Origin of the sequence: Sphingobium sp. Z007 (assembly GCF_900013425.1) — a bacterium.
GTDB lineage: Bacteria > Pseudomonadota > Alphaproteobacteria > Sphingomonadales > Sphingomonadaceae > Sphingobium.
The window spans coordinates 3,219,680-3,243,857 of sequence record NZ_FBXK01000005.1; the positions used below are offsets into that span (position 1 = coordinate 3,219,680).

At 65.1% G+C, this 24,178-nt stretch carries 24 protein-coding genes, 1 tRNA gene and 1 riboswitch; of the genes, 5 read left to right on the forward strand and 20 right to left on the reverse strand.

Features of this window, described 5'->3' with window-relative positions:
- Positions 1 to 110: 110 nt before the first annotated feature.
- Positions 111 to 197 (reverse strand) — tRNA-Leu (locus CEQ44_RS23530).
- Positions 198 to 357: 160 nt separating this feature from the next.
- Between CEQ44_RS23530 and CEQ44_RS23535 the strand changes: the two genes are divergently transcribed.
- Positions 358 to 855: a hypothetical protein gene (locus tag CEQ44_RS23535; RefSeq protein WP_088182432.1), complete on the forward strand. Its 498-nt coding sequence runs from the start codon at positions 358 to 360 to the stop codon at positions 853 to 855.
- Positions 856 to 861: 6 nt separating this feature from the next.
- Here CEQ44_RS23535 and gltB read toward each other — a convergent pair whose 3' ends face one another.
- The 5 genes from gltB to CEQ44_RS23560 form a co-directional block, all read right to left on the reverse strand.
- Positions 862 to 5,400: a glutamate synthase large subunit gene (gene gltB, locus CEQ44_RS23540; protein ID WP_088182433.1), complete on the reverse strand. Its 4,539-nt coding sequence runs from the start codon at positions 5,398 to 5,400 to the stop codon at positions 862 to 864.
- Positions 5,401 to 5,499: 99 nt separating this feature from the next.
- Positions 5,500 to 6,945 carry an NAD(P)-dependent oxidoreductase gene (locus CEQ44_RS23545; RefSeq protein WP_088182434.1) on the reverse strand — a complete coding sequence of 482 codons (1,446 nt, stop codon included), beginning with the start codon at positions 6,943 to 6,945 and terminating at the stop codon, positions 5,500 to 5,502.
- A 164-nt stretch (positions 6,946 to 7,109) separates the two neighbouring features.
- Positions 7,110 to 7,916, reverse strand: coding sequence for an undecaprenyl-diphosphate phosphatase (locus tag CEQ44_RS23550; protein ID WP_088182435.1), 807 nt, complete (start codon positions 7,914 to 7,916; stop codon positions 7,110 to 7,112).
- Positions 7,917 to 8,061: 145 nt separating this feature from the next.
- Positions 8,062 to 8,988 carry a complex I NDUFA9 subunit family protein gene (locus tag CEQ44_RS23555; RefSeq protein ID WP_088182436.1) on the reverse strand — a complete coding sequence of 309 codons (927 nt, stop codon included), beginning with the start codon at positions 8,986 to 8,988 and terminating at the stop codon, positions 8,062 to 8,064.
- Between the two features lie 81 nt (positions 8,989 to 9,069).
- Complete coding sequence (locus tag CEQ44_RS23560; protein ID WP_088182448.1) at positions 9,070 to 9,648, reverse strand: TMEM165/GDT1 family protein; 579 nt, start codon at positions 9,646 to 9,648, stop codon at positions 9,070 to 9,072.
- 17 nt (positions 9,649 to 9,665) lie between these two features.
- Positions 9,666 to 9,856: riboswitch (yybP-ykoY riboswitch) on the reverse strand.
- 33 nt (positions 9,857 to 9,889) lie between these two features.
- On the opposite strand from CEQ44_RS23560, the gene CEQ44_RS23565 reads away from it, so the two are divergent.
- Both CEQ44_RS23565 and CEQ44_RS23570 read left to right on the forward strand, forming a co-directional pair.
- Complete coding sequence (locus tag CEQ44_RS23565; protein WP_088182437.1) at positions 9,890 to 10,306, forward strand: DUF1801 domain-containing protein; 417 nt, start codon at positions 9,890 to 9,892, stop codon at positions 10,304 to 10,306.
- Entirely contained in the window at positions 10,303 to 11,877 is a 1,575-nt protein-coding gene (locus CEQ44_RS23570) for an amidase (RefSeq protein ID WP_088182438.1), read from the forward strand. The genes CEQ44_RS23565 and CEQ44_RS23570 overlap by 4 nt, the downstream gene beginning before the upstream one ends.
- Positions 11,878 to 12,087: 210 nt before the next feature.
- On the opposite strand, the gene CEQ44_RS23575 is transcribed toward CEQ44_RS23570, so the two are convergent.
- The 14 genes from CEQ44_RS23575 to CEQ44_RS23635 form a co-directional block, all read right to left on the reverse strand.
- Positions 12,088 to 12,489 (reverse strand): hypothetical protein, encoded by a 402-nt coding sequence (locus tag CEQ44_RS23575; protein WP_088182439.1) that lies wholly within the window; start codon positions 12,487 to 12,489, stop codon positions 12,088 to 12,090.
- 118 nt (positions 12,490 to 12,607) lie between these two features.
- Positions 12,608 to 13,168 carry a hypothetical protein gene (locus tag CEQ44_RS23580; protein WP_088182440.1) on the reverse strand — a complete coding sequence of 187 codons (561 nt, stop codon included), beginning with the start codon at positions 13,166 to 13,168 and terminating at the stop codon, positions 12,608 to 12,610.
- Between the two features lie 13 nt (positions 13,169 to 13,181).
- Positions 13,182 to 13,736, reverse strand: coding sequence for a demethoxyubiquinone hydroxylase family protein (locus CEQ44_RS23585; protein WP_088182441.1), 555 nt, complete (start codon positions 13,734 to 13,736; stop codon positions 13,182 to 13,184).
- The gene (locus CEQ44_RS23590; RefSeq protein WP_088182442.1) at positions 13,733 to 14,212 is read right to left on the reverse strand and encodes a disulfide bond formation protein B; all 480 of its coding nucleotides are present in this window, start codon (positions 14,210 to 14,212) and stop codon (positions 13,733 to 13,735) included. Before CEQ44_RS23590 ends, CEQ44_RS23585 begins: the two co-directional genes overlap by 4 nt.
- 196 nt (positions 14,213 to 14,408) lie before the next feature.
- Positions 14,409 to 15,761 carry a S41 family peptidase gene (locus CEQ44_RS23595; RefSeq protein ID WP_088182449.1) on the reverse strand — a complete coding sequence of 451 codons (1,353 nt, stop codon included), beginning with the start codon at positions 15,759 to 15,761 and terminating at the stop codon, positions 14,409 to 14,411.
- A 104-nt stretch (positions 15,762 to 15,865) separates the two neighbouring features.
- Positions 15,866 to 16,156 carry a VapC toxin family PIN domain ribonuclease gene (locus CEQ44_RS23600; protein WP_254913978.1) on the reverse strand — a complete coding sequence of 97 codons (291 nt, stop codon included), beginning with the start codon at positions 16,154 to 16,156 and terminating at the stop codon, positions 15,866 to 15,868.
- An 82-nt stretch (positions 16,157 to 16,238) separates the two neighbouring features.
- Entirely contained in the window at positions 16,239 to 16,436 is a 198-nt protein-coding gene (locus tag CEQ44_RS23605; protein ID WP_088182443.1) for a type II toxin-antitoxin system VapB family antitoxin, read from the reverse strand.
- Positions 16,437 to 16,490: 54 nt separating this feature from the next.
- Positions 16,491 to 17,684 carry a murein hydrolase activator EnvC gene (locus tag CEQ44_RS23610; protein WP_373438206.1) on the reverse strand — a complete coding sequence of 398 codons (1,194 nt, stop codon included), beginning with the start codon at positions 17,682 to 17,684 and terminating at the stop codon, positions 16,491 to 16,493.
- Positions 17,685 to 17,754: 70 nt separating this feature from the next.
- Positions 17,755 to 18,177, reverse strand: coding sequence for a 23S rRNA (pseudouridine(1915)-N(3))-methyltransferase RlmH (locus CEQ44_RS23615; protein ID WP_088182445.1), 423 nt, complete (start codon positions 18,175 to 18,177; stop codon positions 17,755 to 17,757).
- 121 nt (positions 18,178 to 18,298) lie between these two features.
- Positions 18,299 to 18,688 (reverse strand): ribosome silencing factor, encoded by a 390-nt coding sequence (gene rsfS, locus CEQ44_RS23620; protein ID WP_088185147.1) that lies wholly within the window; start codon positions 18,686 to 18,688, stop codon positions 18,299 to 18,301.
- 12 nt (positions 18,689 to 18,700) lie between these two features.
- The gene (locus tag CEQ44_RS23625) at positions 18,701 to 19,330 is read right to left on the reverse strand and encodes a nicotinate-nucleotide adenylyltransferase (protein WP_088185148.1); all 630 of its coding nucleotides are present in this window, start codon (positions 19,328 to 19,330) and stop codon (positions 18,701 to 18,703) included.
- 58 nt (positions 19,331 to 19,388) lie between these two features.
- Positions 19,389 to 19,562, reverse strand: coding sequence for a hypothetical protein (locus tag CEQ44_RS24630; RefSeq protein ID WP_176400391.1), 174 nt, complete (start codon positions 19,560 to 19,562; stop codon positions 19,389 to 19,391).
- Positions 19,563 to 19,637: 75 nt separating this feature from the next.
- A complete protein-coding gene (rmuC, locus tag CEQ44_RS23630; RefSeq protein ID WP_088185149.1) occupies positions 19,638 to 21,119 on the reverse strand; it encodes a DNA recombination protein RmuC in 1,482 nt (493 codons plus the stop codon).
- 125 nt (positions 21,120 to 21,244) lie between these two features.
- Positions 21,245 to 22,228: a GlxA family transcriptional regulator gene (locus CEQ44_RS23635; protein WP_088185150.1), complete on the reverse strand. Its 984-nt coding sequence runs from the start codon at positions 22,226 to 22,228 to the stop codon at positions 21,245 to 21,247.
- A gap of 157 nt (positions 22,229 to 22,385) precedes the next feature.
- Here CEQ44_RS23635 and CEQ44_RS23640 point away from each other — a divergent pair, with 157 nt between their 5' ends.
- Complete coding sequence (locus CEQ44_RS23640) at positions 22,386 to 23,216, forward strand: alpha/beta fold hydrolase (protein WP_088185151.1); 831 nt, start codon at positions 22,386 to 22,388, stop codon at positions 23,214 to 23,216.
- Positions 23,217 to 23,305: 89 nt separating this feature from the next.
- Positions 23,306 to 24,088, forward strand: a complete 783-nt coding sequence (locus tag CEQ44_RS23645) for an SDR family oxidoreductase (protein ID WP_088189861.1) — start codon at positions 23,306 to 23,308, stop codon at positions 24,086 to 24,088.
- The last annotated feature ends 90 nt before the right edge of the window (positions 24,089 to 24,178 follow it).

Genomic DNA, 24,178 nt, shown 5'->3' on the forward strand with positions numbered 1-24,178 from the left:
CCACCCCCTGTTGCAATGCAACAGCCAATCGCTTGGGGGGTGAAGTTTCTGGCCTGTTTCGCCAGTTTGCCCCGGCCTCTCGCCCAGATGGCGATGGCACGGGATAGTGATGGTGCGGCCAAGAAGACTCGAACTTCCACGGGCTTTCGCCCACAACGACCTCAACGTTGCGCGTCTACCAATTCCGCCATGGCCGCACATCAACAGGGAAACCGGCGGGGCCGGTGCCTTGGTAGGAGGCGGCCCTTAGCAAAGGCTTTTGCGCCATGCAACAAGTGATCGGCACCGGCGTTGTGATTGATGGGAGACGATGAAGCCAGTGTTGCACCAAGGCGTGACCGGCACGGGAGAAACCGCATGACGATGGCGCATTTCTGGATGGGAGCGGGCGCGACCTTGGGTGCGGCCGCGATGATGGGCTTGGGGCTGGGCGGCTATGTGACCAGCCCGCAAGGCCCGACACGCAACGCCAGCGAATATAGCGAAGCGGCGATCAGCGATCAGGCCGCGATGGATACGTCCTTTGCGCCGCAAAAGGGGCCGGGGGCGATCCATTGCACCGGTTGCGGCCCGACGCTGGCCGAGCGGCGCTGGCAGGCGGATATGGCGGGACTTGACCTGGACGCGATGCACCGGGGGAGCAGTGATCGGGTGTTGCGGGATTATGAGGCGGCGGCGGAATCGCCCGAAGACGTTATGGCCGACGCGTCGCCTGCGCCAGTTCATCCATTGCCGCCACAGGTCGCGCGATTGGCGGCTGGTGATCCGCCCCCACCCGTGATCGTGACGCGCGACGCGCCAGACGGGGTCCCGCCGCCGACGCTGGTGGCGATAACGGCGGATACCCAGCCTTAAAACGGTTTATTCCGCCGCGACCGTTTCCGCCGCGCTGTCGCTGAGCGGATGGGCCAGGCGACCCAGCATTTCCTTGGGGCAGACCTGCCAGATATAGCGACGCCAGCGATCCCAATCGTCTAGGATGGTGTTGGACCATTTGCTGTCCGTCGCCACCGCATGTTCTGCGATCAGCGCCTTGACCTGCGTTTCCCAATAGGCACTGTCCAGCCGCTGCCACACGATGCCTTCGGGGTTTGCCTGCGCCGGGAAGCTGCCATCCTCGTCCAGGATGAAGGCCATGCCGCCGGTCATGCCCGCGCCGAAATTGGCGCCTGTCTTGCCCAGGATCACGGCCACGCCGCCGGTCATATATTCGCAGCCGTTCGCACCGCATCCCTCGACTACGACCTGCGCGCCGGAGTTACGGACCGCGAAGCGCTCTCCCGCCTGGCCCGCCGCAAACAGCTTGCCGCTGGTCGCGCCGTAGAGGACGGTGTTGCCCAGGATCGTGTTGTCCTTCGACGACAGCGGGCTGGAGACGGTCGTGCGCACCTTGATGATGCCGCCCGACAGGCCCTTACCCACATAGTCGTTGGCGTCGCCGAACACTTCGAGCGTGATGCCCTTGCACAGGAACGCGCCCAGCGACTGGCCTGCCGACCCGCGCAAGCGCACGGTCAGATGGCCGTCGGCCAGGGTCGACATGCCGAACCGGTCAGTCACGGCGGACGACAGCCGGGTGCCGACCGCGCGATGCGTGTTGCGCACCGTGTAGGTCAACTGCATCTTTTCGCCCCGCTCGAACACGGCCTTGGCGTCGCGCATCATCTGCGCGTCCAGGCTGTCGGGCACTTCGTTGCGCCATTGCGTCAGCGAAAAGCGGCGCTGGTCGTCGGGCGCATCCACCTTGGCCAGGATCGGGTTGAGATCCAGATCGTCCAGATGCTCCGCGCCGCGATTGACCTGCTTGAGCAGTTCGGTGCGCCCGATCACTTCGTCCAGGCTGCGGAAGCCCAGCCGCGCCAGGACTTCACGCACTTCCTCGGCGATGAAGGTCATCAGGTTGATGACCTTCTCCGGTGTGCCGGTGAACTTCTGGCGCAGTTTTTCGTCCTGCACGCATACGCCCACGGGGCAGGTGTTGCTGTGGCACTGGCGCACCATGATGCAGCCCATGGCAACCAAGCTCAATGTGCCTATGCCATATTCCTCCGCGCCCAGGATCGCGGCGATGACGATGTCGCGCCCGGTCTTGAGGCCGCCGTCGGTGCGCAGCTTCACACGGTGGCGCAGGCCGTTGAGGGTCAGCACCTGGTTCGCTTCGGACAGGCCCATTTCCCAGGGGGTGCCGGCATATTTGATCGAGGTCTGCGGGCTGGCGCCGGTGCCGCCGACATGGCCGGCGATCAGGATGACGTCGGCATGGGCCTTCGCCACGCCCGCCGCGACCGTTCCGATCCCGGCCTGGCTGACCAGCTTCACGCAGACGCGGGCGCGCGGGTTGATCATCTTGCAGTCGTAGATGAGCTGCGCCAGATCCTCGATCGAATAGATGTCATGATGCGGCGGGGGCGAGATCAGCGTCACGCCCGGCGTCGAATGGCGCAGCTTGGCGATGAACTCGGTCACCTTGAAACCGGGCAGCTGGCCGCCTTCGCCGGGCTTGGCGCCCTGCGCGACCTTGATCTCGATTTCCTCGGCCGATGCCAGATATTCGGCGTGGACACCGAAACGGCCGGACGCGATCTGCTTGATGACGCTGTTCGCGTTGTCGCCATTTTCATACGGCTTGAAGCGGTTCGCATCCTCACCGCCTTCGCCCGACACCGCCTTGGCGCCGATGCGGTTCATCGCGATTGCTAGCGTTTCATGCGCTTCGGGGCTGAGCGCGCCCAGCGACATGCCCGGCGTCACGAAACGCTTGCGGATTTCGGTGGTGGCCTCGACCTCGTCAATAGGCACGGCTTCGCGGGCGAAGTTGAACTCCATCAGGTCGCGCAGATAGACCGGCGGCAGGTCGCGCACGCCGCGCGAAAATTGCAGATAGGTGGAGTAGCTGTCGGTCGCCACGGCCGTTTGCAACAGATGCATGAGTTGCGCGGAATAGGCATGGCTCTCGCCGCCCTGCCGCTGGCGATAGAAGCCGCCGATCGGCAGGCGCACCACCGCCGCGTCGAACGCCTGCTCGTGGCGCAGCATCGCGCTATAATGGAGCGAGGCATAGCCTTCGCCCGAAATCTTCGCCGGCATGCCGGGGAAGAGATCGTTCACCAGCGCGCGCGACAGGCCCACCGCTTCGAAATTATAGCCACCGCGATAGCTGCTGATGACCGCGATGCCCATTTTGGACATGATCTTGAGCAGGCCTTCGTTGATCGCCGTGCGATAACGTTCGAAGCAGGCGTCCAGCGACAGGTCGCCGAACAGGCCGCGGCCATGACGATCGGCGATGCTGGCTTCGGCCAGATAGGCGTTCACCGTGGTCGCACCCACGCCGATCAGCACCGCGAAATAATGGGTGTCGAGCGCTTCGCACGACCGCACGTTGATCGACGCATAGGAGCGCAGCCCCTTACGCACCAGATGCGTGTGGACCGCGGCCGCCGCCAGCACGCCCGCGATGGCCGCGCGCTCGGCATTGACGCCTTCGTCCGTCAGGAAGATTTCGGTGCGGCCTTCGCGCACCGCCTGCTCGGCCTCTTCACGGATGCGGGAAATGGCGGCGCGCAACTGCTCCTGGCCGCCCGACGCGGGGAAGGTGCAGTCGATTTCAGCCACGGACGGACCGAAATAGGCCTTGAGTCGCGCCCATTCAGCGCTGGTCACGACCGGCGATTCCAACACCAGCACATGGCTGTTCTGCGCACCTTCCTCCAGGATGTTGTGGAGGTTGGAGAAGCGCGTCTTCAGGCTCATCACATGCCGTTCGCGCAACGGATCGATCGGCGGGTTGGTAACCTGGCTGAAATTCTGGCGGAAGAAATGGCTGATGGTCCGCGGCTTGTCGGAAATGACGGCCAGCGGCGTGTCGTCCCCCATGGAGCCGATCGCTTCCTTGGCGTCCTCGACCATGGGCGCCAGGATCAGTTCCAGATCCTCCAGGGTCAGGTTGGCGGCGACCTGGCGGCGGGTGAGTTCCGCCTTGTCCCAGCCCGGCAGCGCGGTCGGCGCTTCGGCCAGGTCCGCGACGGTCAGGAAGTCCTTGATAAGCTCGCCATAAGGGCGTTCGCCCGCGATGCGATCCTTGATCGCACGGTCGTCATAGATTTCGCCTTCGAGCAGGTCGACCGCGATCATCTGGCCCGGACCCATACGGCCCTTCTTGACGATGGTGGTTTCGGGCACGACGACCATGCCGGTTTCCGACCCCACGATCAGCAGATTGTCGCCGGTCAGCGTATAGCGCAGCGGGCGCAGCGCGTTGCGATCCACGCCGGCCACGACCCAGCGGCCGTCGGTCATGGCAAGCGCGGCGGGGCCGTCCCACGGCTCCATGACGGAGGCGAGATAGTCGTACATGTCCGCATGGGCCTTGGGCAGGTCGGCGCTTTGCGCCTGCCAGGCTTCGGGGACCAGCATCAGCTTGGCGGTCGGCGCGTCGCGGCCGGAGCGGCAGATCGCTTCGAACACGGCATCAAGCGCAGCCGTATCGGATGCGCCGGCCGGGATCACCGGCTTGATATCCTCCGACTGCTCACCAAAGGCGAGCGAAGCCATCTTGATCTCGTGGCTCTTCATCCAGTTCTTGTTGCCGCGGATCGTGTTGATCTCGCCATTATGGGCCAGCGTGCGGAACGGCTGGGCCAGCCACCATTGCGGGAACGTGTTGGTCGAATAGCGCTGGTGGAAGATGGCGACGCGGCTTTCGAACCGTTCGTCCTGCAGGTCCGGGTAAAAGACCGACAGCGATTCGGCCAGGAACAGCCCCTTGTAGATGATCGAGCGGCAAGACAGCGAGCAGACGTAGAAATCCTGGATCTGCGCGGCGATGACCTGCTTTTCGATGCGGCGGCGGATCAGGTAAAGATCCTTTTCGAACTCGGCGACATCGCGCTCTTCGGGCATCGGCCCGGCGATCATGATCTGCTCGATTTCGGGTCGCGTGCGCTGCGCCTTCTCGCCGATGACGGACACGTCGACCGGCACCTGGCGCCAGCCATAGATGGTGTAGCCCGCGTCGATGATTTCGCTTTCCACGATCGTCCGGCAGGTTTCCTGGGCGGACAGGTCGGTGCGCGGCAGGAAGATCATGCCGACGGCCAGGCGATTGGGCAGCGGCTTGTGGCCGGAGTCCGCGATCGCATCGTCGAAGAAGCGCACCGGCAGGTCGACATGGATGCCCGCGCCATCGCCGGTCTTGCCGTCCGCATCGACCGCGCCGCGATGCCACACGGCCTTGAGCGCATCGATCGCGCTGGCGACGACGCGGCGGCTGGGGCGGCCGTCCGTTGCTGCGACCAGGCCCACGCCACAGGCGTCGCCTTCCATGTCGGGGTGATACATGCCCTCGGCTGCGATCCGTGCGCGCTCTTCGGGGCTGGCCATGAAGGGAGTATCAGTCATGATCGCCGTCCTATTCTTCCGTTCGGTTCGAGCCTGTCGAGAACCTTCGCAACCACGTTCTCGACAAGCTCGAACCGAACGGGCGGAGATATGGGGAATTTAGGCGGCCACGCTCTCGCGCGCCCTGGCCTTCGCCTTCAAATAGCGGTGCATATGGTCAGTCACGTCGCGGCCGTCGCGGATCGCCCAGACAACCAGGCTTGCGCCGCGCACGATGTCGCCCGCCGCGAACACGCCGTCCACGCTGGTCATCATCGTCTTGTGATCGACGCGCAGCGTGCCCCAGCGGGTGACCGACAGGTCGTCGCTGCCGAACAGCCTGGGCAGGTCTTCGGGGTCGTAACCTAGCGCCTTGATGACCAGATCGGCTTCCAGCGTGTGCTCGCTACCCGGATCGGCTTCGGGCGCGCGGCGGCCCGATGCGTCGGGCTGGCCCAGGCGCATCTTCGTCACCTTGACGCCGGTCACATGCTCGGTGCCTTCAAAGGCGATCGGCGCGGTCAGCCAGACGAACTCGACGCCTTCTTCCTCGGCATTGGCGACTTCGCGCTGCGATCCGGGCATATTTTCCCGGTCACGGCGGTAGAGGCATTTCACCGAGTTGGCGCCCTGGCGGATCGCGGTGCGGACGCAGTCCATCGCGGTGTCGCCGCCGCCGATGACGACGACATTCTTGCCTGTCGCCAGCAGCGTGCCGTCCTCATGTTCCGGCACGGCGTCGCCGAAGCCCGCCTTGTTGGAGGCCGTGAGATAATCGAGCGCCTTGACTACGCCCGCCGCGCCGACGCCCGGCGCCTTGATGTCGCGGGGCTTATAAACGCCGGTCGCGATCAGGATCGCATCATGCTTGGCGCGCAGGCCTTCCAGCGTCGCGTCACGGCCAATCTCAAAATTCTCGTGGAAGATGATGCCGCCATCCTTGAGGCGCTGGACGCGGCGCATGACCACGTCCTTTTCCAGCTTGAAGCCGGGGATGCCATAGGTCAGCAGGCCGCCCGCGCGGTCGTGCCGGTCATAGACATGGACCTCATAGCCCGCGACGCGCAGATATTCCGCCGTCGTGAGGCCGGCTGGCCCGGCGCCGATGACGCCGACCGACTGGCCGCGCGCTGCGCCGGGGACCAGCGGTTCGACCCAGCCTTCTTTCCAGGCGGTGTCGGTGATATATTTTTCGACGCTGCCGATGGTCACGGCGCCATGGCCGGAAAATTCGATGACGCAATTGCCCTCGCACAGACGATCCTGCGGACAGATGCGGCCGCAAATCTCGGGCATGGTGCTGGTCAGGTTCGACAGCTCATAGGCTTCGCGCAACCGGCCCTCGGCCGTCAGACGCAGCCAGTCGGGAATATGATTGTGCAGCGGGCAATGGGTCGAGCAATAGGGCACGCCGCATTGCGAGCAACGCGACGCCTGTTCCTCCGCCTTGTCCAAAATGAAGCTGCGGCTGATTTCCAGGAAATCGTCAGCGCGGTCGTCCGCGGCGCGCTTTTCCGGGTAGGCCTGAACCTTGCCCACAAATTTCAGCATCGGATTGTCAGCCATGGCTCGCTCCAGAATCTGTTTCACTAGCGCGCATAACAGAAAACCCCGCACAGTCACGTTGATTCTGGTGTTTAGGTCAGCATAGCTTACTAATTAAATGCCGTTTTTCACCCTAGTTGAGAATCGATCGCAAATCTGCCGTCTATATAAGTGCCGTCTCGGACCTATCTCATCCCTAACCAGATCAGCGCGGCGCAGCCCGCAACGATTCGATACCAGGCGAAGGGGGTGAAACCATGTTTGGACACCAGCCCGACGAACCATTTGATAACCAGCAACGCGACCAAGAAGGAGACGGCAAAGCCCAACGCGATACTGTCCCAGCCCACGGCCGCGCTGGTGATCTGGTCGCCCTTTTTGAGCAGTTCCAACGTCGTGGCGCCCAACATGGTGGGGATCGCCAGGAAGAAGCTGAACTCCGCCGCGGTGCGTCGCTCCACGCCTAGGGTCAGCGCGCCCATGATCGTCGCGCCCGACCGGCTGACGCCGGGAATCATCGATATACATTGGATCAGGCCAACGCCCAGCGCCCGGGCCGCGGGAATGTCGGCTATGCCGTGAAACCGCTGTTCCTTCACCATGCGTTCGATGAGCAGGATCGCCACGCCGCCCACGATCAGCGCCCAGGCGACGACCTTTGGCGCGCCCAGCAGCATTTCGACATAGTCGTGCAGCGCCAGGCCGACGATGGCGGCGGGCATAAAGGCGAGCAGCAGGTTGCGCAGGAAACGCCGGCTCACCGGCTCGCGTCGCATCAGTCCCATGCCCACCGCCCAGAAGGTGCGCCAGTACAGCACCACCACCGCCAGGATCGCGCCTAGCTGGATCACGACGTTGAACATCGCCCAGGTGGCCGAATCATAGCCCAGCAATTCGCTCGCCAGGATGAGGTGCCCGGTCGAAGATACCGGCAGGAACTCGGTCAGCCCCTCCACGATGCCCAGCAGGATGACGGTCAGGTAATGATCCATATGCAGGCAGGCTCCTGTTCAAACGCGGGGTTGCAGGCTGGCGCTATGTCTCAATCCCGTCATCCCCGCGCAGGCGGGAGATGGGGCCCCGCCTGCGCGGGGATGACGGACTATAATATGGATAACTGAGGGAGAGCCTGTGGGTTCAGGCGCTGGCGCGGCCGGCGAAGCGGCCGTGGCGGCGATAGCGGACCATCCATTTGTCGGCGACCGCGCCCAGCGGCGTCGGGGCGACGCCCAGCGCCTCCAGCCCTTCCGAGCCGGGCGCTGCAACATTGTCGCGGCCGAGCATGGCGAGCTGGTCGCGGCTGATCGGCCCGCCCGGCAGCATCGCCAGTAGCGAGGCGACGCCATGCGGGACGTCGATCAAGGGCTTGTCGCGGCCGATCGCCTTGGCGATCCAGGCGTTGATCTCCTTCATGCTCATCACCTGCGGGCCGGCGACTTCGTAGGTCTTGCCGCCATAGAGGCCCGGCTGGGCTGCGGCATGGGCGATCGCATCGGCGACGTCGCCGACATAGACCGGCTGGAATTTGGTCGCCGGCGCGATCACCGGGACGACCGGGAACAGGCTGATGAGATCGGCGAACCGGTTGAGGAACTGATCCTCCGGCCCGAAGACGATCGACGGGCGGATGATGGTGGCGGTGGGGAAGGCGGCCGTGACCGCGGCTTCGCCCGCCGCCTTTGACCGGCCATAGGCCGACGGGCTTTCGGCGTCCGCGCCGATGGCGGAGATATGGACCAGCGCCTTCACGCCTGCCGCCGCCGCGGCCTTCGCTACATTGGCCGCGCCGACATGGTGGAAGGCGTCGAAATCACCCGCCAATATGCCGACCAGATTGATGACGACGTCGGCGCCATGGATGGCGCGCGCGACGCTGTCAGGCTTGCGGATGTCCGCCGCGACGAACTGGGTCTGACCCAGATTGCCCAGCGTCTTGACCTTCATCGCGGTGGCCAGGTCGCGCTGCGCGATCCGCACCCGCGCGCCCTGCGCCATCAGCGCCTGGGCGACCTGCCGGCCCAGAAAGCCGCCGCCGCCGAACACCGTAACCAGACTGTCCTTCATCACGCGCGTCCCATTTACTGAATTTAGCAGAATGACTCCGCCAAACCCCTTGCAACAGCCGCCGCGCGCTGACAACCGCCTTTAGCCGAACCAGCCCTGCAGGTCCGCCAGCATCCACAGCCCAAGGCCAAGGAACAGCAAGGCCGCGCCGACCTGTAGCGCGCGCATCGGCACCTTCTTCGCAAGCGCCTCGCCGAACAGGACGGCCGGCACATTGGCGACCATCATGCCCAGCGTCGTGCCCATGGTGACGGCGATCAGGCTGTCGAACCGCGCGCCTAGCGCCACCGTGGCGACCTGCGTCTTGTCGCCCATCTCGACCAGGAAGAAGGCGACCAGCGTGGTCACGAACACGCCCGCCTTGGTCGGAGCCTTCAATGGCGCATCCTCGTCGAACGTATCGGGGATCAGCGTCCAGGCGGCCATGGCGATGAAGGAGGCGGCGACGGCATAGCGGAACCAGGGTTGGGTCAGCACGCCCGCGATCGAATGGCCGACCAAGGCGGCCAGGAAGTGATTGGCGATCGTGGCGGCGAAGATGCCCAGGATGATCGGCGCCGGCTTCCTGAAGCGGGTGGCGAGCAGCATGGCGAGCAGCTGCGTCTTGTCGCCCATTTCGGCGAGGGCGACGAGCGCCGCGGAGGTGAAGAGGGCTTCCATCGTCATGTTCCGGGGCCGGGCGGAGGTGAAACAGACGCAATGCCACCGTCGCCTCCCGCCCGGCCGGACAGAAAAACGCCGATGCCATTGGTCTCGCCCGATGCGGCTATTCGCCGCCTCCCATACGCCACGACCTCTCGGCCGAATATGTTGACGCATGGCCCGTTCCTGACGCGGAACGGCTGGCTACTCCCCAGATGACGCGCTAGCCTGTAGTCTGGAGCGGCGGGGAAGGCAAGCCATGGCGAAGGACGCGAATAAGACGATCGAAACGGCGGCGGATGTCGAGGCGTTTCTGGCGCGGGTCGAACCGGAAGAGCGGCAGGCGGACGGCAGGGCGGTAGCGGCGTTGATGGCGCGATTGTCGGGCGAACCGCCCGCCATGTGGGGACCAAGCATCATTGGGTTCGGCCGCTACCACTATCGCTATGAGAGCGGGCGGGAGGGCGAGAGTTGCCGCATCGGTTTTGCGCCGCGCAAGGCGGAGCTGGTCTTCTATCTGGCTGGGCTGGAGGACGCCGATTTTGCGGACCTGGGCAAGCATAGGCGGGGCAAGGGCTGTCTTTACGTCAAGCGGCTGGCGGGCGTCGACATAGCGGTGTTGGAGGCGATGATCGTCAAGAGCCTTGCCCATATGGACAAAGCCTATCCGCGATGAAGATGCTGTTGCCGATCCTGGCCCTGTGGCTGACCGCATCGCCCGCGCTGGCGCAGGTCGAGGATGCGACCATCCCGTCGCTGTCCGCCGACCTGGCCAGCGGCAGTATCACCAGCGAGAAGGCGGTGCGCGCCTATCTCAAGCGCATCGCAGCGATGGACCGCAAGGGGCCGCGGCTCAACGCTATCATCGCGCTGAACCCGCGCGCGCTGGCCGAGGCGCGGGTGCTGGATGCCGATCGGCGCGCGGGCAGGCTGCGAGGGCCACTGCATGGCGTGCCGATCCTGCTAAAGGATAATATCGAGGCGGCAGGGATGCCAACGACCGCCGGGTCGTTGGCGCTGGTCCGCAACGATCCCGGCCGCGATTCGCCGGTCGCCGCGGCGTTGAAGGCCAAGGGCGCGATCATCCTGGGCAAGACCAACCTGTCCGAATGGGCCAATTTCCGGTCCGAACGCTCGATGAGCGGCTGGAGCGCGGTGGGCGGCCTCACCCGCAATCCCTACGCGCTCGATCGTACCACCTGCGGGTCGTCGAGCGGATCGGGCGCGGCGGTGGCGGCCGGATTCGCACCGGCCGCGATCGGCAGCGAAACCAACGGGTCGATCATCTGTCCCGCTTCGATGATGGGACTGGTGGGGTTGAAGCCCACGGTCGGCCTGATCCCGCGCACCCATATCGTGCCGATCAGCCATAGTCAGGACACGGCCGGGCCGATGGCGCGCAGCGTGCGCGACGTCGCCATCCTGCTGTCGGCGCTGATTGCCAGCGATCCCCGCGACCCGGCGACTGCGGACGCCATGGCCCATGCGCAGGATTATGCCGCCGCGCTTGATCCTGCCGCGATCGGCAGGATGCGTATCGGCGTGCTGCGCGGAGGCGCGCAACCAGAGTTGCTTGCGCGCTATGAAGCGGCGCTGGTGATGCTCAAGGGGCTGGGCGCGACGCTGGTGGAGGTCAAGACACCGGCGATGGATAGCATGTCCGCCGCCAGCTACGACGTGCTGCAATATGAGTTCAAGGTGGATGTGAACACCTATCTGGCCTCTACCCGGCCCGATCAGGTGGAGAGCCGGACGCTTGCTGAGCTCATCGCGTTCGATGATGCCTACAAGGCCGTCGAAATGCCGCTTTTCGGGCAAGAGATTTTCGTTCTGTCGCAGGCGAAGGCCGGGCTGGAAGACCCAGCCTATAAGGCGGCGCGCGAAAAATCGCTGCGGCTGGCGGGGCGGGAGGGGATCGATGCCATGCTGGCCGACAACCGCGTCGATCTGCTGGTGACGATCAGCTACGGGCCGGCCTGGCCCGCCGATACCGTATGGGGCGATCAATATGAGGGGCCGAGCGGCTCCACCAGCCCGCCGGCGATCGCGGGTTATCCGCATCTGACCGTGCCCATGGGGCTGGTGCGCGGCCTGCCGGTGGGATTGAGCTTCATCGGCGCTGCCTATGCCGAACAACGGTTGCTCGATGCGGGCTATGCCTATGAACAGGCGGCGGGGATCAGGATCAGCCCGAACTTCCGGGCGACCGTGGATGGCGGGGCGGAACTGGAGGGGCAGCGGCCCTAGCGAGCTATGACCTGAAACCGCCTGCTTCCGTTCGTTCCGAGCGAAGTCGAGAAACGAGGCAAAGTCGATTTCAGCGGCGCTAAACGCGCGCACAGCGCTACCGGCTTCTCGACTGCGCTCGAGGCGAACGACTGATGCTTAGGGGACCATGCACGGAAATTTATCCGTTCCAGCAAGAGACGCGTTTTCCCCAGGCGCGATGCCTTCGCTTTAGGGTTCGCCGGCGCTTTGCTGCATCCGCCGTTCGGCGAACCATTGTTGCAGCATCTGGGCGGTGCAGCCGGTGAAGCCGTTGCTGCCGATCGCGTTGCAGCTATTGGGCAGCGTCTGGCGCTGGGTTTGTTCCATCGTCGCCACCTGGCTGCCCCAGCCCGGACCGCCGGACACGGCGGGCTTTTCCCGCAGCTTCTTGGGGATACGGTAGCGCTCCGCCTCCGGCTTGCGGGCGCAGACGACGATGTCGTCGCCCTGGCTTTGCGGGCAGGGATCATCGCCATAGACCAGCAGGTTGATGATCCGTTCAGGCGGCGGCTCCGCCTGCGCGAGCGCGGGAGAGGGAAGCAGCGGGACCAGCAGCAGGCCGATCAGGGGAAGCACGACGCGCGGTCGCATGATGTGATCCTTTAACACCCCCGTTAGGTGCTGGCGTATGGGGTGCCGGGCGTGCCCAAGGCCCGGCGGTGCATGGATCAGGACGTCACGAGCGGCCCTAATCCGTCAGTCTTATCCATCAGCGTTGCGGCGCGGCGGGGGCGGGCTGGGGCTGTTGCGCCGCCTTTTCCTCCGCCTTCACCCGCGCTTCGATCGCGTCGCTGTCAGCATCGATGGTGGACAGGCGCTTGGCGCGTTCGGCTGCGACCAGATCCTTCCAGCTGGCATTGTCGAGCGCCTGCCGTTCCGCCTTGGCGAGGCGGGACAGTTGCGCGAAGCAGCCGGTCGCGCCGCCGCCGCCGACCGGCGAACAGCTTTCCGTGCCTTGCCGACCGACATATTCCATCGAACGCACCCGCTCGCCCCACGCCTGCTTGCTCGGCATATTAGGATCGCCACGCAGCGGTTCGGGGATGCGATAGCGTTCCTCCTCGCCCTTGCGCGCGCACACGACGATGTCGTCGCCGGCGCTTTGCGGGCAGGCGTCTTCGCCATAGACGATGACGATATTGACCTTTTCCGAAGCCGGATCGGTCACGGCCGTCGGTGCGGTCGCTGAGGGCGATGCACTTTGCGCCAGCGCGGGGACAGACGCGCCCAGCATCAGCGCGAAGGCTGCGATCATTGGGGTCTTGCTCATATATCCGTCCTTATCAGAGGCGCTTGGTGAGCGCGATGGCCGCCCGGCATCCCAAACGGATGACGCCCGACAAGAGGGGGTAGGCAGGCGCCTGTTCCGCACCATGCGCAAGCGCCGCGTCGCGATGTTCGACCTCTTCCGCTTGGAAATCCATGATGGCGGCGGAGAGTTCCGTATCGCTGTCACCCAATTGCGCCAGCTGCTCGGCATAATGACGGTCAATCTCGGTTTCGATCGCGGCGGTGCAGGCCATAGCGGCCTTTGGTCCCATCGCCGCGGTCACCGCGCCCAGCGTGAAGCCGGCCGCGCTCCAGATCGGTGCGAGCGCCGTCGGGCGGACGCCGCGCCGGGCGATCATTGCGTCGAAAGTGGCGCGATGCCGTTCCTCCTGCGCCGCCATGCCCGCGATCAGGCGGCCATAGGGGTGGCGATCGCCCATCACGGCCAGCTGCCCGGCGTAGATGCGCACTGCGCCGAACTCGCCGGCCTGGTCGACGCGCACCATGGCGGCGCGATCGGCTTCGGACAGGCTTTTGCCCGGCCGGGGAAAATCCTGGGGCGTGGTCATGCTTTCCTCGCTTTGAGCAACAGAGCCAAGATGGCGAGCGCGGCGGCCCCGGACAAGAGGCCATTATAGCCGGCGAGCGAAATGCCGAACAGATCCCAGGGCGCGACGTCGCAGCGAGTGATCGGGCTGGCCCATATCTGGTTGAGCAGGTCCGCGCCGCCGCCGGCGGGCGTGGTAGAGCAGGTGGTCAGCCCTTCCCACCAGCCATATTCGACCCCCGCATGGAACAGGCCGATGCCGCCGCTGATGCCGATGGCTAGGCCAGCCAGGCCCGCGAACAGCGCGCTGACGCAGGCGCGGCCACGCAGGGCGTAGGCGACCAGCGCCAGGGGAATGGCGGCCATATGCGGGTAACGCTGCCACCAGCACATCTCGCAGGGATGCAAGCCGCCGATATATTGGGAGGCATAAGCGCCGCCCAGTAACAGGACCGGGGTCAGCAAGGCGATGGCGCGGGCAAGCGATATGCTCTTCATACTGCCCGCTTAAAGCCTTGGCTTGCTTTCGTCATGCTGAACTTGCCTGAGTTCCAACACAAACCGTTCAGCCCTTCGACAAGCTCAGGAGAGCGGAGTCGAAGCCCGCCACCGAGCGAGGCGAAGTTGCTTCGGCTGCGCTCAGCCGTGCCCTTCGACTTAGCTCAGGGCGATCGGCGATTATAAATCGTCCGCCTTATTTCGCGCCCGGCTTGCGCGCGGCGACCTGCGCTTGGGCGATGGTCGCGCCGGGCGTACTGGCCAGGCGCGCGATCGTCTTGAGCGCATAGTCGAGCTGGAAGTCCTCGACGCCCTTCTTCTTCAGCTCCTCGGCCGACAGGGCGAAGCGCGGATCGTCCTTCGTATCCTCCTCCAGCGCCTTGTCGTCGGTCTTGATCTCGTTAATCAGGTGACGGCGCAGGTCGCTTTCGCGGAACTTCGGCCGATTCTTGTAATCGGGATCGGATAGCTGCGGCACGCGGATGTCAGGCTGGATACCGCCTTCCTGCACGCTGCGGCCGGATGGCGTATAATAGCGCGCGGTGGTGAGCTTGAGCGCGGTCGTGTTCGACAGCGGCAACATGGTCTGGACTGAGCCCTTGCCAAAGCTGCGTTCGCCCATCACGAGCGCGCGATGCTGGTCCTGAAGCGCGCCTGCGACGATTTCGGAGGCGGAGGCGGAGCCGGCATCGACCAGCACGATCACTGGCAGACCCTTGGCGTCGTCACCCGGCTTGGCATAATAGCGTTCGACGTCGCCCTTGGCCCGGCCGCGCTGCGACACGATTTCGCCGCGCTCCAGAAAAGCGTCGCTGACCGTCACCGCTTCGTCCAGCAGGCCGCCGGGGTTGGAGCGCAGGTCGAGGATATAGCCGGTGGGCTTATGACCCAGCGACTTGTCGATGCTGCGGATCGCCGAGCGCACGTCCGCCCCGGTATTGGCCGAGAAGCTGACGATGTTGATGACGCCGATATTATTCTTCACTTCCCATTTGACGGGCTTCAATTGAATGATCTCGCGCGTCAGGGTCAGGTCGATCGGCTTGTCGCGGCCCGCGCGCACGATCGTCAGCTTGAGCGCGGTGCCCGGCGCGCCGCGCATCTTGTCCACCGCTTCGTCCAGCGTGCCGCCATAGATGAGCTGGCCGTCGATATGGGTGATATAGTCGCCCGCCTTGATCCCGGCGCGCCAGGCCGGGGTATCCTGCGTCGGGGCGATCACCTTGACCGCGCCATCCTCCTGCGTGACCGAGAGGCCGAGCCCGCCATAGCTGCCTTCCGTCTGGGTGCGCAGATTCTGGAAGTCGCGCGCGTCGAGGAAGGAGGAGTGCGGATCGAGGCTGGCCAGCATCCCGTCGATCGCGCCCTTTATCAGCTTTTCGTCATCGACCTTTTCGACATAGTCGCTGCGCACCTTCTGGAACACGTCCATGAATTCATCGAGCGCCTTGTAGCTCGACGCCTCCCCATCGGCGAGCGCCGCGGTGGTAGCAGGGATGAGCGCAAGCGCCCCGAGCGCAAGCGCGCCCTGGAGAAAGGTCGATTTCATGGGTGTCCTTGATTCCGGCATCTGCGTCGCACCATAATCCGATTCGCGTCCCGACGCAAAAGCGCGCTTCGATGGAGTGTCGCGCAGCATCGATGAGCGTCGGGTTAATGGGACTGGGGCGGTGTCCAAGCAATGCCCATGTGCAACGCTATGCCGTGCAGTCGCCGGTCCCGTGTCCAGAGAGATGATCCAGCGGTCAGTCGCACAGACGCCAGAATATGCGTATCGACATAGCCAATGCCCAGACTGAACAACGGCACTTGTTCGATCAGGGCATCCACCTCCTGATTTTGTGCCAGTTCGGCTTCAGGCAATTTGTGCAGCATTCGCAGAACGCGTTGTCTGTTCGAGAGGCTGCCCAGCGCGATCTCACCGATGACGAGCGGATGCTCCAATATTCGTCCTGCGTTCAAACCGGCCGTTAACAAGGGATTGGGGTGCGCAGGTGATCCATCCAGATCGAACTGTCGACCAAGGTCATGCCGGAACAGAACGCTTCCGCGGCGGCAGTTCGAAATTGGGCTCGGAGCCGCCCAGTAGCGCTAAGCGACGTGCGGCTTGCCGCTGCACGAGAATTTTGAGCGCTTCTCGAACCAACGCAGATTTTTCCTGGATGCCAGTCAGTTCCTGCGCCTCGGCGAGCAGATCATCATCAAGAACCAAAGTTGTGCGCATACTCATGCTCCTGAAGCACGAAAAATAGCATCAACTGATGCCACTATCAATGCCTCACCCCAGCCCCACGAGCGGTACGATATCGACCGGGCGGCCGTTGCGGCGCAGTTCGATGGTGATGTTGGGGCGTTCCGGGCCGGTGACGCCGACGGGTTCGCCCTGGCGCACGGTATCGCCTACCTGCGCGGTGACGCGATGCAGGCCGGTGATGAGGGTGGTCCAGCCCTGGCCATGATCGATGATGAGGATCTGGCCATAGTCGCGATAGGGGCCGGCGAAGGCGACGCGGCCGGCGGTGGGGGCGATGGCCTGTGCGCCCGGCTGGGTCACGAGCGTCAGGCCGCGGGAACGGACGCCGCCGTCATTGACTTCGCCCATGCCGGTGACGAGCTGGCCGATCACCGGCAGGCGATAGGGGGGCGGACCGCCGGCCGAGGCGGTGCGTTCGGGTGCGGCGGCACCGGCCTGGTCAGGGCGGGCGGGGCGGAGCAGCGGGCCGGACAGCGCGGCCAGCGAATCGCGTAGGTCACCCGCATCCTCCAGCCGGTCCATCAGGTCGACGATGTCGCGCGCTCGCTCGCCCAGCGCCAGCGCCCGCTCGCCTTCGATGCCGGCGTTGGCGCGATAGTCACGGGCGGCGACGCGCTTTTGCGTTTCCAGCGCGGCCAGGGCGGTCTGGCGGTCCTTGCGATCGGCCTGCGCCTGGCCCAGCGCGTCGGCGGCCTGCTGGGCAGTGGCGCGCAGGGCCCGGCTCTTGTCCAGTTCCTGCCTAAGGCCGGCGGTGCGCTGTTCGATGACCGGAAGCACCTGCCCTAGCACCGCGCGCATATGGACGGCGTCGCCGACCGATCCGGGCTGCACCAACGCCAGGGCCAGCGGACGGCGCGCCATCATCTGGAGCGCGGCGGTGAGGCGGACGACCGGCTCCTGCTTGGCCGCGAGGCGGCGGGCCTGGGCGCGCTGCATCCGGTTGATGATGGCGATGCGGGCCTGCGCGGCCTGAATGTCGGCTTCGGCCTGCTGGATGCGGGCGGCAAGCGCGGCGGCGCGGCGGCGCGCCTGTTCGGCTTCGTTGCGGGCCAGGCTGGCCTGCTGTTCGAGGCGAGCGGAGCGGTCGCGCGCCTCGTCCGACTGGCGGCGGGCGTTTTTGAGCGCTTGCTGTTCCTGTGCCAACGTGGTGCCGGCGGTGCCGGACAGGATGATCGCGCTGTCGTTCGCGGCGGGCAGGCGCGTGGCGGCGAGGGCCATCAGGCCCGCCAGTCCGCTTGCGATGAGGAGGTTGCGCTTCACCCGATGTCCCGACCCTTAGCTCTCGCGGCTATCCTTCGCGATGATAGGGGTGGTTGGCAAGGATGGAACAGGCACGCCACAATTGTTCGGCCAGCATCGCGCGGGCCATCATGTGCGGCCAGGTCATCGCGCCGAAGGCGATCAGCAGGTCTGCATTGGCGCGTTCGGTGTCATCGAAACCGTCCGCCGCGCCGATCAGAAAGCGACATTCGCGCGTGCCAGCGTCGCGCCAGCCCTCGATCCGGCGGGCGAAGTCGAGGGAGGAGAGCTGCTTGCCCTTTTCGTCCAGCATGACCGTGACGGTGCCGGGCGTTTGCGGGGGCAGTTTGCCGCCTCGGTCGGGCATTTCGGTGATCTTGTGCGGCATGGTCAGCCGCTTGACATAACGGTCGACCAGGTCGGCTTCGGGCGAGCGCCCGATCTTGCCGCGCGCGATGATGTGGAGGAGCACACCCTAATCCGTTCATGCTGAGTAGGGGCGAAGCCCGTATCGAAGCATTCGCGAATCCTTCGATACGCCGCTTCGACTTCGCTCAGCGGCTACTCAGGACGAACGGAGACTCCCTAAAAGTTCAGGCGTTGCCCGCGACCGGGGCGTCGACGAAGCCCCACATCCGTTCCAGATTGTAGAAGCTGCGCACTTCCGGCTTGAACAGATGGACGATCACGTCGCCGGCGTCGATCAGCACCCAGTCGGCGACCGGCAACCCTTCGACCCGCGCGGAGCGGCCGGTTTCCTTCTTGATCCGTTCGGCCAGATGCTGGGCGATCGCCGCCACCTGACGCGACGAACGGCCGCTGGCGATCACCATATAATCGGCGATGCTGCTCTTGCCTTCCAAGGGGATCGAGATGGTTTCCTGCGCCTGGTCGTCGTCGAGCGATTGCATGACGAGGGCGTGCAGGGCGGCCACGGATTCAGCGCCAAGGGCGGTGTCGTTGGCAGGGGCGAGGTTAGACAATGAAACTCCAATCTAGATGACATACCGACGCGTGAGCGGATCGCGCACACACGTTGCTTCATATTCGCGATGCCAGAGGGGGTCCGCCTGCCGCAGCAGGGTTGCCGATCTTGGATCAGGGCGAAAGCGCAATAGCACGAGCGCCGGTGGTCTCCAATTCGTCCAGTCTGCACTCTGGCGCGCGGACCGGACGAAGCGCCGCAGCCAGCTCATAGCCGCAGAGCCACGAGCGGCATGATCATAGCCCGGACGGGCGATAACAGCAATGGGCATTTGCCGGGCGATCCCGCGCCAGTCACGCCACTGGCCGAATTGTGCCAGATTATCCGCGCCCATCAGCCAAATGAAGCGGTTTTTCGGGTAGCGGCGGGCGAGGGCGCGGAGCGTGTCGACGGTGTAGCGGGTGCTAAGTTGCCGCTCGATCGCGGTGGCGCGAATCGGGGCGCGGCGGGCGATTGTGCGGGCATGGGCGAGACGAACGGGGAGCGGGGCCATGCCTTTGGCAGGCTTCAACGGATTGCCCGGCGAGACGAGCCACCAGACCTCGTCCAGGTCGAGCGCTTGGCGGGCGAAGAGCGAGATGGCGCGATGGCCGCCATGCGCCGGATTGAAGGAGCCGCCGAGAAGGCCGATGCGTGTCATATGCCCGCCATGCCAGCGGGGCGGCGGGGCGGCAATGGGGCCGATCGGCCGCGCGGCGTCAATGACCGCCGAAAGCGGGTTTTCGCGTCCTTCGATAGGGTATCTTGTCGAGTTTCGCCATGAGGTCGCCAAAGGGGCCGTCCGCCGCGCTGCGGCTATCGCGCGGTGGCGGATCGACCTTTGCCTTGTCCGGGCGCCGCAGCGGGCGGCGCGTCAATAATGTCTTCCACATGATAGTCTCCAAACGGCGAATCTGGTCGCCTATGGAGAAGAGACGCGGAGACGCCGGGCTTGTTCCTGTTTTATTTCATTCCGCCGCCGGCAGAGCGCGCGCCTCGTCGGTCTGGGCGTCGCGCGCCAGCACGTCGAGCGGTTCCATCGCCTCGATCTCCTTGCCGCCGGTTTCGATGTCGAGGTCGCGGAACTTGCGGCCGGTCGAGAGGACGCGGCTTTCGAAGCTGCCGATGAAGCTGTTATAGTTGGAGACGGCGCTGTTGAGGCCCGAACCGAGGCGCTTCAAATGAGTCGCGGCGACGGCGAGGCGCTCGTAAAGCTCCTTGCCGAGCTGGCCGACCTGCTGCGCCTGTTCCTGCATCTTGGCCTGGCGCCAATGGCCCGCCAGCGTGCGGGCGAGGGGGAGGAAGGTGGCGGGGCCGCAGATGATGACGCGGTTCTTGGCCGCGCGTTCCCACAGGTCCATGTCCGCTTCCAGCGCAGCGGTGACGAAATTGTCGCCGGGGACATACATGATGACGAAGTCGGGCGCCTTGTCGAATTGCTCCCAATAGGCCTTACGCCCCAGTGCGTCGGCATGGGTGCGCATGGCGCGGGCATGGTCGAGCATATGGGCGTCGCGTAAGCCGGGATCGACCTGATCGACGGCGTTGAGATAGGCGACGAGCGAGCATTTGACGTCGACCACCATCTGCTGGTCGCCGGGCAGGTTGATGATGAAGTCGGGGCGCATCCGGCCGTCTTCGACCGTGACCGATACTTCTTCCTTGAAATCGACGAAGGGCGAGAGGCCGGCGGTTTCGATGAGATTCTTGAACTGTTGTTCGCCCCAGCGGCCGCGGGTTTTGGGTGCGGCGCGGAGCGCATTGACCAGCTTGGCGGTTTCCTCCCGCACCTGGCCCTGGCCCAGATGGACCTGCTGCACCGCCTCGCGCAGTTCGGCATAGCTGCCGACCCGGTCTTTCTCGACGCGGGCCAGCCCCTCCTCATAGCGTTTGAGCGTGGTTTCAACGGGGTTGAGCAGGGTCTTGAGCTGGGCCTCGCTCTTTTCATTCGCCTGGGCGAAGCGCTGGTCGGCGCGGGTCAGGAATTGGGTCTGAGCCGATTCGAGCAGCTTGGAGCCAATCTCGCTGAATTGGGCGGAAAGTTGCTCCTTGGCGTCCCGCAGCGCGGCGATCTGCTGTTCGAAGGCCTGGGTGCGGGCCTGGGTGTCGGATTTGAGCGCGGCCAGTTCACGCAGGGCGGCTTCGCGTTCGGCCTGGATCGCGTCGATGCGCTGGACGGCGGCGGCTTGCAGGGATTCGAGCCGTTGGTCGGCGGCGACCTGAGCCGATTCGAGGCGGGCGATGCGGGTGTCGGCCTGGGCGACCCGCTCCTTTTCCACCGCCAGTTCGGCGATAGCGCCGTTGCGCTGGCTGGTGGCGAGATCCAGCTTACCAATCAGTTCCACCTTCTCGGCGGCCAGCGGGGCGAGCGCCTTGCCCTTGAGCAGCCAGCCGACGGCCATGCCAATTAGCAGGGCAACGAGAATGAAGAGGGCGGCCAGGCTGTCCATGATAATCCTTTGGGAACGAAACAGGAACCTAGCGGGCGCGGGCGGATGCCGCAAGAGTGAGACGGCGAGTGCGACAGTTGAAACGCCATAGCGATTTTAGATAGTTAGCTAACTATTAAAAAAATTCAGGCCGCCTGCGCGCTAGGTGCGGCGAAGCGGGCGCGATAGTCGCCGGGCGAGAGGCCGACGAGACGGTGGAACAGCTTGCGGAAGGCGGCGGCGTCTTCATAGCCCACGCTCCAGGCGATCTGGTCCACGGTGCGGCGGGTAAATTCCAGATGTTCGCGCGCCTTGGCGACGCGCAGATGCTGGACATATTCGATCGGCGTCATGGCGGTGGCGGCCTTGAAACGGCGCTGGAAGGTGCGTTCCTCCATGCCGACCTGCGCCGCCATGTCGCGCAGGCTGACGGCCTTGGTCTCGCGGGCGGCGAGCCAGTGCTGCGCCTTCAATATCGGTTCGTCGCCATGGGTCATGCGCGGCATGAAGCGGGCGAAATGCTTCTGTTCGCGCCCGGCGCTGTCGATCAGCAGGAATTTGGCGGTGTCGAGCATCACCGTCGGGCCGAGCAGGCGATCGACCAGCCGCAGGCCAAGGTCCGTCCAGGCCATCAGGCCGCCGGCGGTGATGATGTCGCCATCGTCGATGACGATGCGGTCGCAGTCCAGCTTTACGTCGGGGAAGCGGGTGCGGAACGGTTCGGCGAACCACCAGTGGGTCGTCGCCGGGCGGCCGCTGAGCAAGCCGGTCGCGCCAAGCAGGAACGCGCCGCCGCAGTTGGAGGCGAGGGTGGCGCCCGCGGCGTGCCGGTCCAGCAGCCAGCGGGCATAGGGGGCGGCTTCCTCCGCATCGGGCACGCCCGACAGGCGGCCGGGGACGAGCCAGATGTCGGGCGTGCCGGGGTGGCCTTCATGCGTGTCCTGGCTGCGGGCGAAGCCGCCATCGGCCTGCATTCGCCAATGGCTGACGCGCAACGGCGGGCCGCCATGTTGCTGTGAAAACTGCCCGGCGATGGCGATCAGGTCGGTCATGCCATGGACCATCGCCTGCTGGCAGTCGCGGTAGAGGAGGATGCCGATTTCGGCCCTGGGGGTCTGCGTCGCGTCCATGGGGGGCAGCCTTTGTCGCAATCGGCCCGCTTAATGTCGGGACCACCAATCCCGATCCTCCGTCATTGCCCTTAAAACTGCAAGCAGAGGGCGAGAGAGAGACGCCCCCTTCGACGCCGCTCAGGACAGGCTTCCAAACACAGAAGGGATATGCATCATGAATAATTTCGTGACCACCAAGGACGGCACCCGCATCTTCTACAAGGATTGGGGCCCGCGCGATGGCCAGCCGATCGTCTTTTCCCATGGCTGGCCGCTGAGCGCCGACGCCTGGGACGCGCAGATGGTGTTTTTCGCCAACCAGGGCTTCCGCACCATCGCCCATGACCGCCGCAGCCATGGCCGGTCGGATCAGGTGTGGGACAATAACACTATGGACCAATATGCCGATGATCTGGCCGATGTCATCGCGGCGCTGGATTTGCATGATGTCATCCTGGTCGGTCATTCGACCGGCGGCGGCGAAGTCACCCGCTATGTCGGCCGCCACGGCACCAGCCGCGTCGCCAAGCTGGCGCTGATCGGCGCGGTGCCGCCGCTGATGCTCAAGACCGAGGCTAATCCGGGCGGACTGCCGATCGAGGTCTTCGATGGCATCCGCAAGGGCACGTTCGACAATCGCAGCCAGTTCTTCAAGGATCTGACCATCCCCTTCTACGGCTATAACCGGGAAGGCGCGGCGATTTCAGAAGGCATCCGGGACGATTTCGTGCGGCAGGGGATGATGGGCGGGGTGAAGGGCCAGCTCGACAGCATCCGCGCTTTTTCCGAGAGCGATTTTCATGCCGACCTGGCCAAGGTCGATGTGCCGACTTTGGTGCTGCATGGCGATGACGACCAGATCGTGCCGATCGGCGCGGCCGCCCTCTCCACCGTCAAAGTCGTTACGCAGGCGGTGCTGATCGTGTATGAAGGTGCCGATCATGGACTGACGGTCACGCATCAGGATCGGTTCAATGCCGACCTGCTCGATTTCATCAACGGCTGACATTATCGACCCCGTTCGTTTCGAGCGTGTCGAGAGACGTTTCTCGACTTCGCTCGAAACGAACGGGATGGACTCAAAGGAGACTTCCCATGACCAACGAAACCATTCTCATCACCGGCGCGTCGGACGGTATCGGCGCGGTTTATGCCGATCGCTTCGCCAAGCGTGGCGCGAACCTGATCCTGGTCGCGCGGCGGGCGGACAAGCTGGAGGCGCTGGCCGCCGATCTTCGCCAGTATGGCGTCAGCGTCGACGTGATCGCCGCCGATCTGGCCAAGGCCGACGACCTGGCCCGGATCGAGGCGCGGTTGCGCGATGACGACGCCATCACCGGCCTCATCAACAATGCGGGTATTGCGGGCGAACAGAGCTTCGTCGAAACCGATCCGGCCTACCTCACCGGCATGATCGCGCTCAACATCGTGGCGGTGACGCGGCTGTCGCGGGCGATTGCGCCGCGTTTGGCGGCCAAGGGGGCGGGGACGCTGATCAATATCACCTCGGTCACGGCGCTGATGCCCGACGGCTTCACGGCGGTCTATCCGGCGAGCAAGGCCTATGTGCTGGCCCTTACCGAGGCGTTGCAGGTCGAGCTGGGCACTAAGGGCGTGAAGGTGCAGGCGGTGCTGCCGGGGATCACCCGCACCGCCATCTGGACCGACGAGCAGATCGCCGGCATCCCGGCCGAAATGGTGATGGATGTCGAGGTGATGGTTGACGCGGCGCTGGCCGGGCTGGACATGGGCGAGGCGATCACCATTCCGGCGCTGCCGGACCGGGGCGATCTGGACGCCTATCTCACCGCGCGGGGGGCGTTGCGGCCGGGCCTGTCGCTGAAGGACGCGGCGGCGCGGTATCGGGTGACGGTATAAGCCCCGTTCGTGCTGAGTAGGGTCTGAGCTTGTCGAAGTTGAACAGGTCGGACCATCCCACGGATGGCCCTGAACATGCCGGGGGCATGT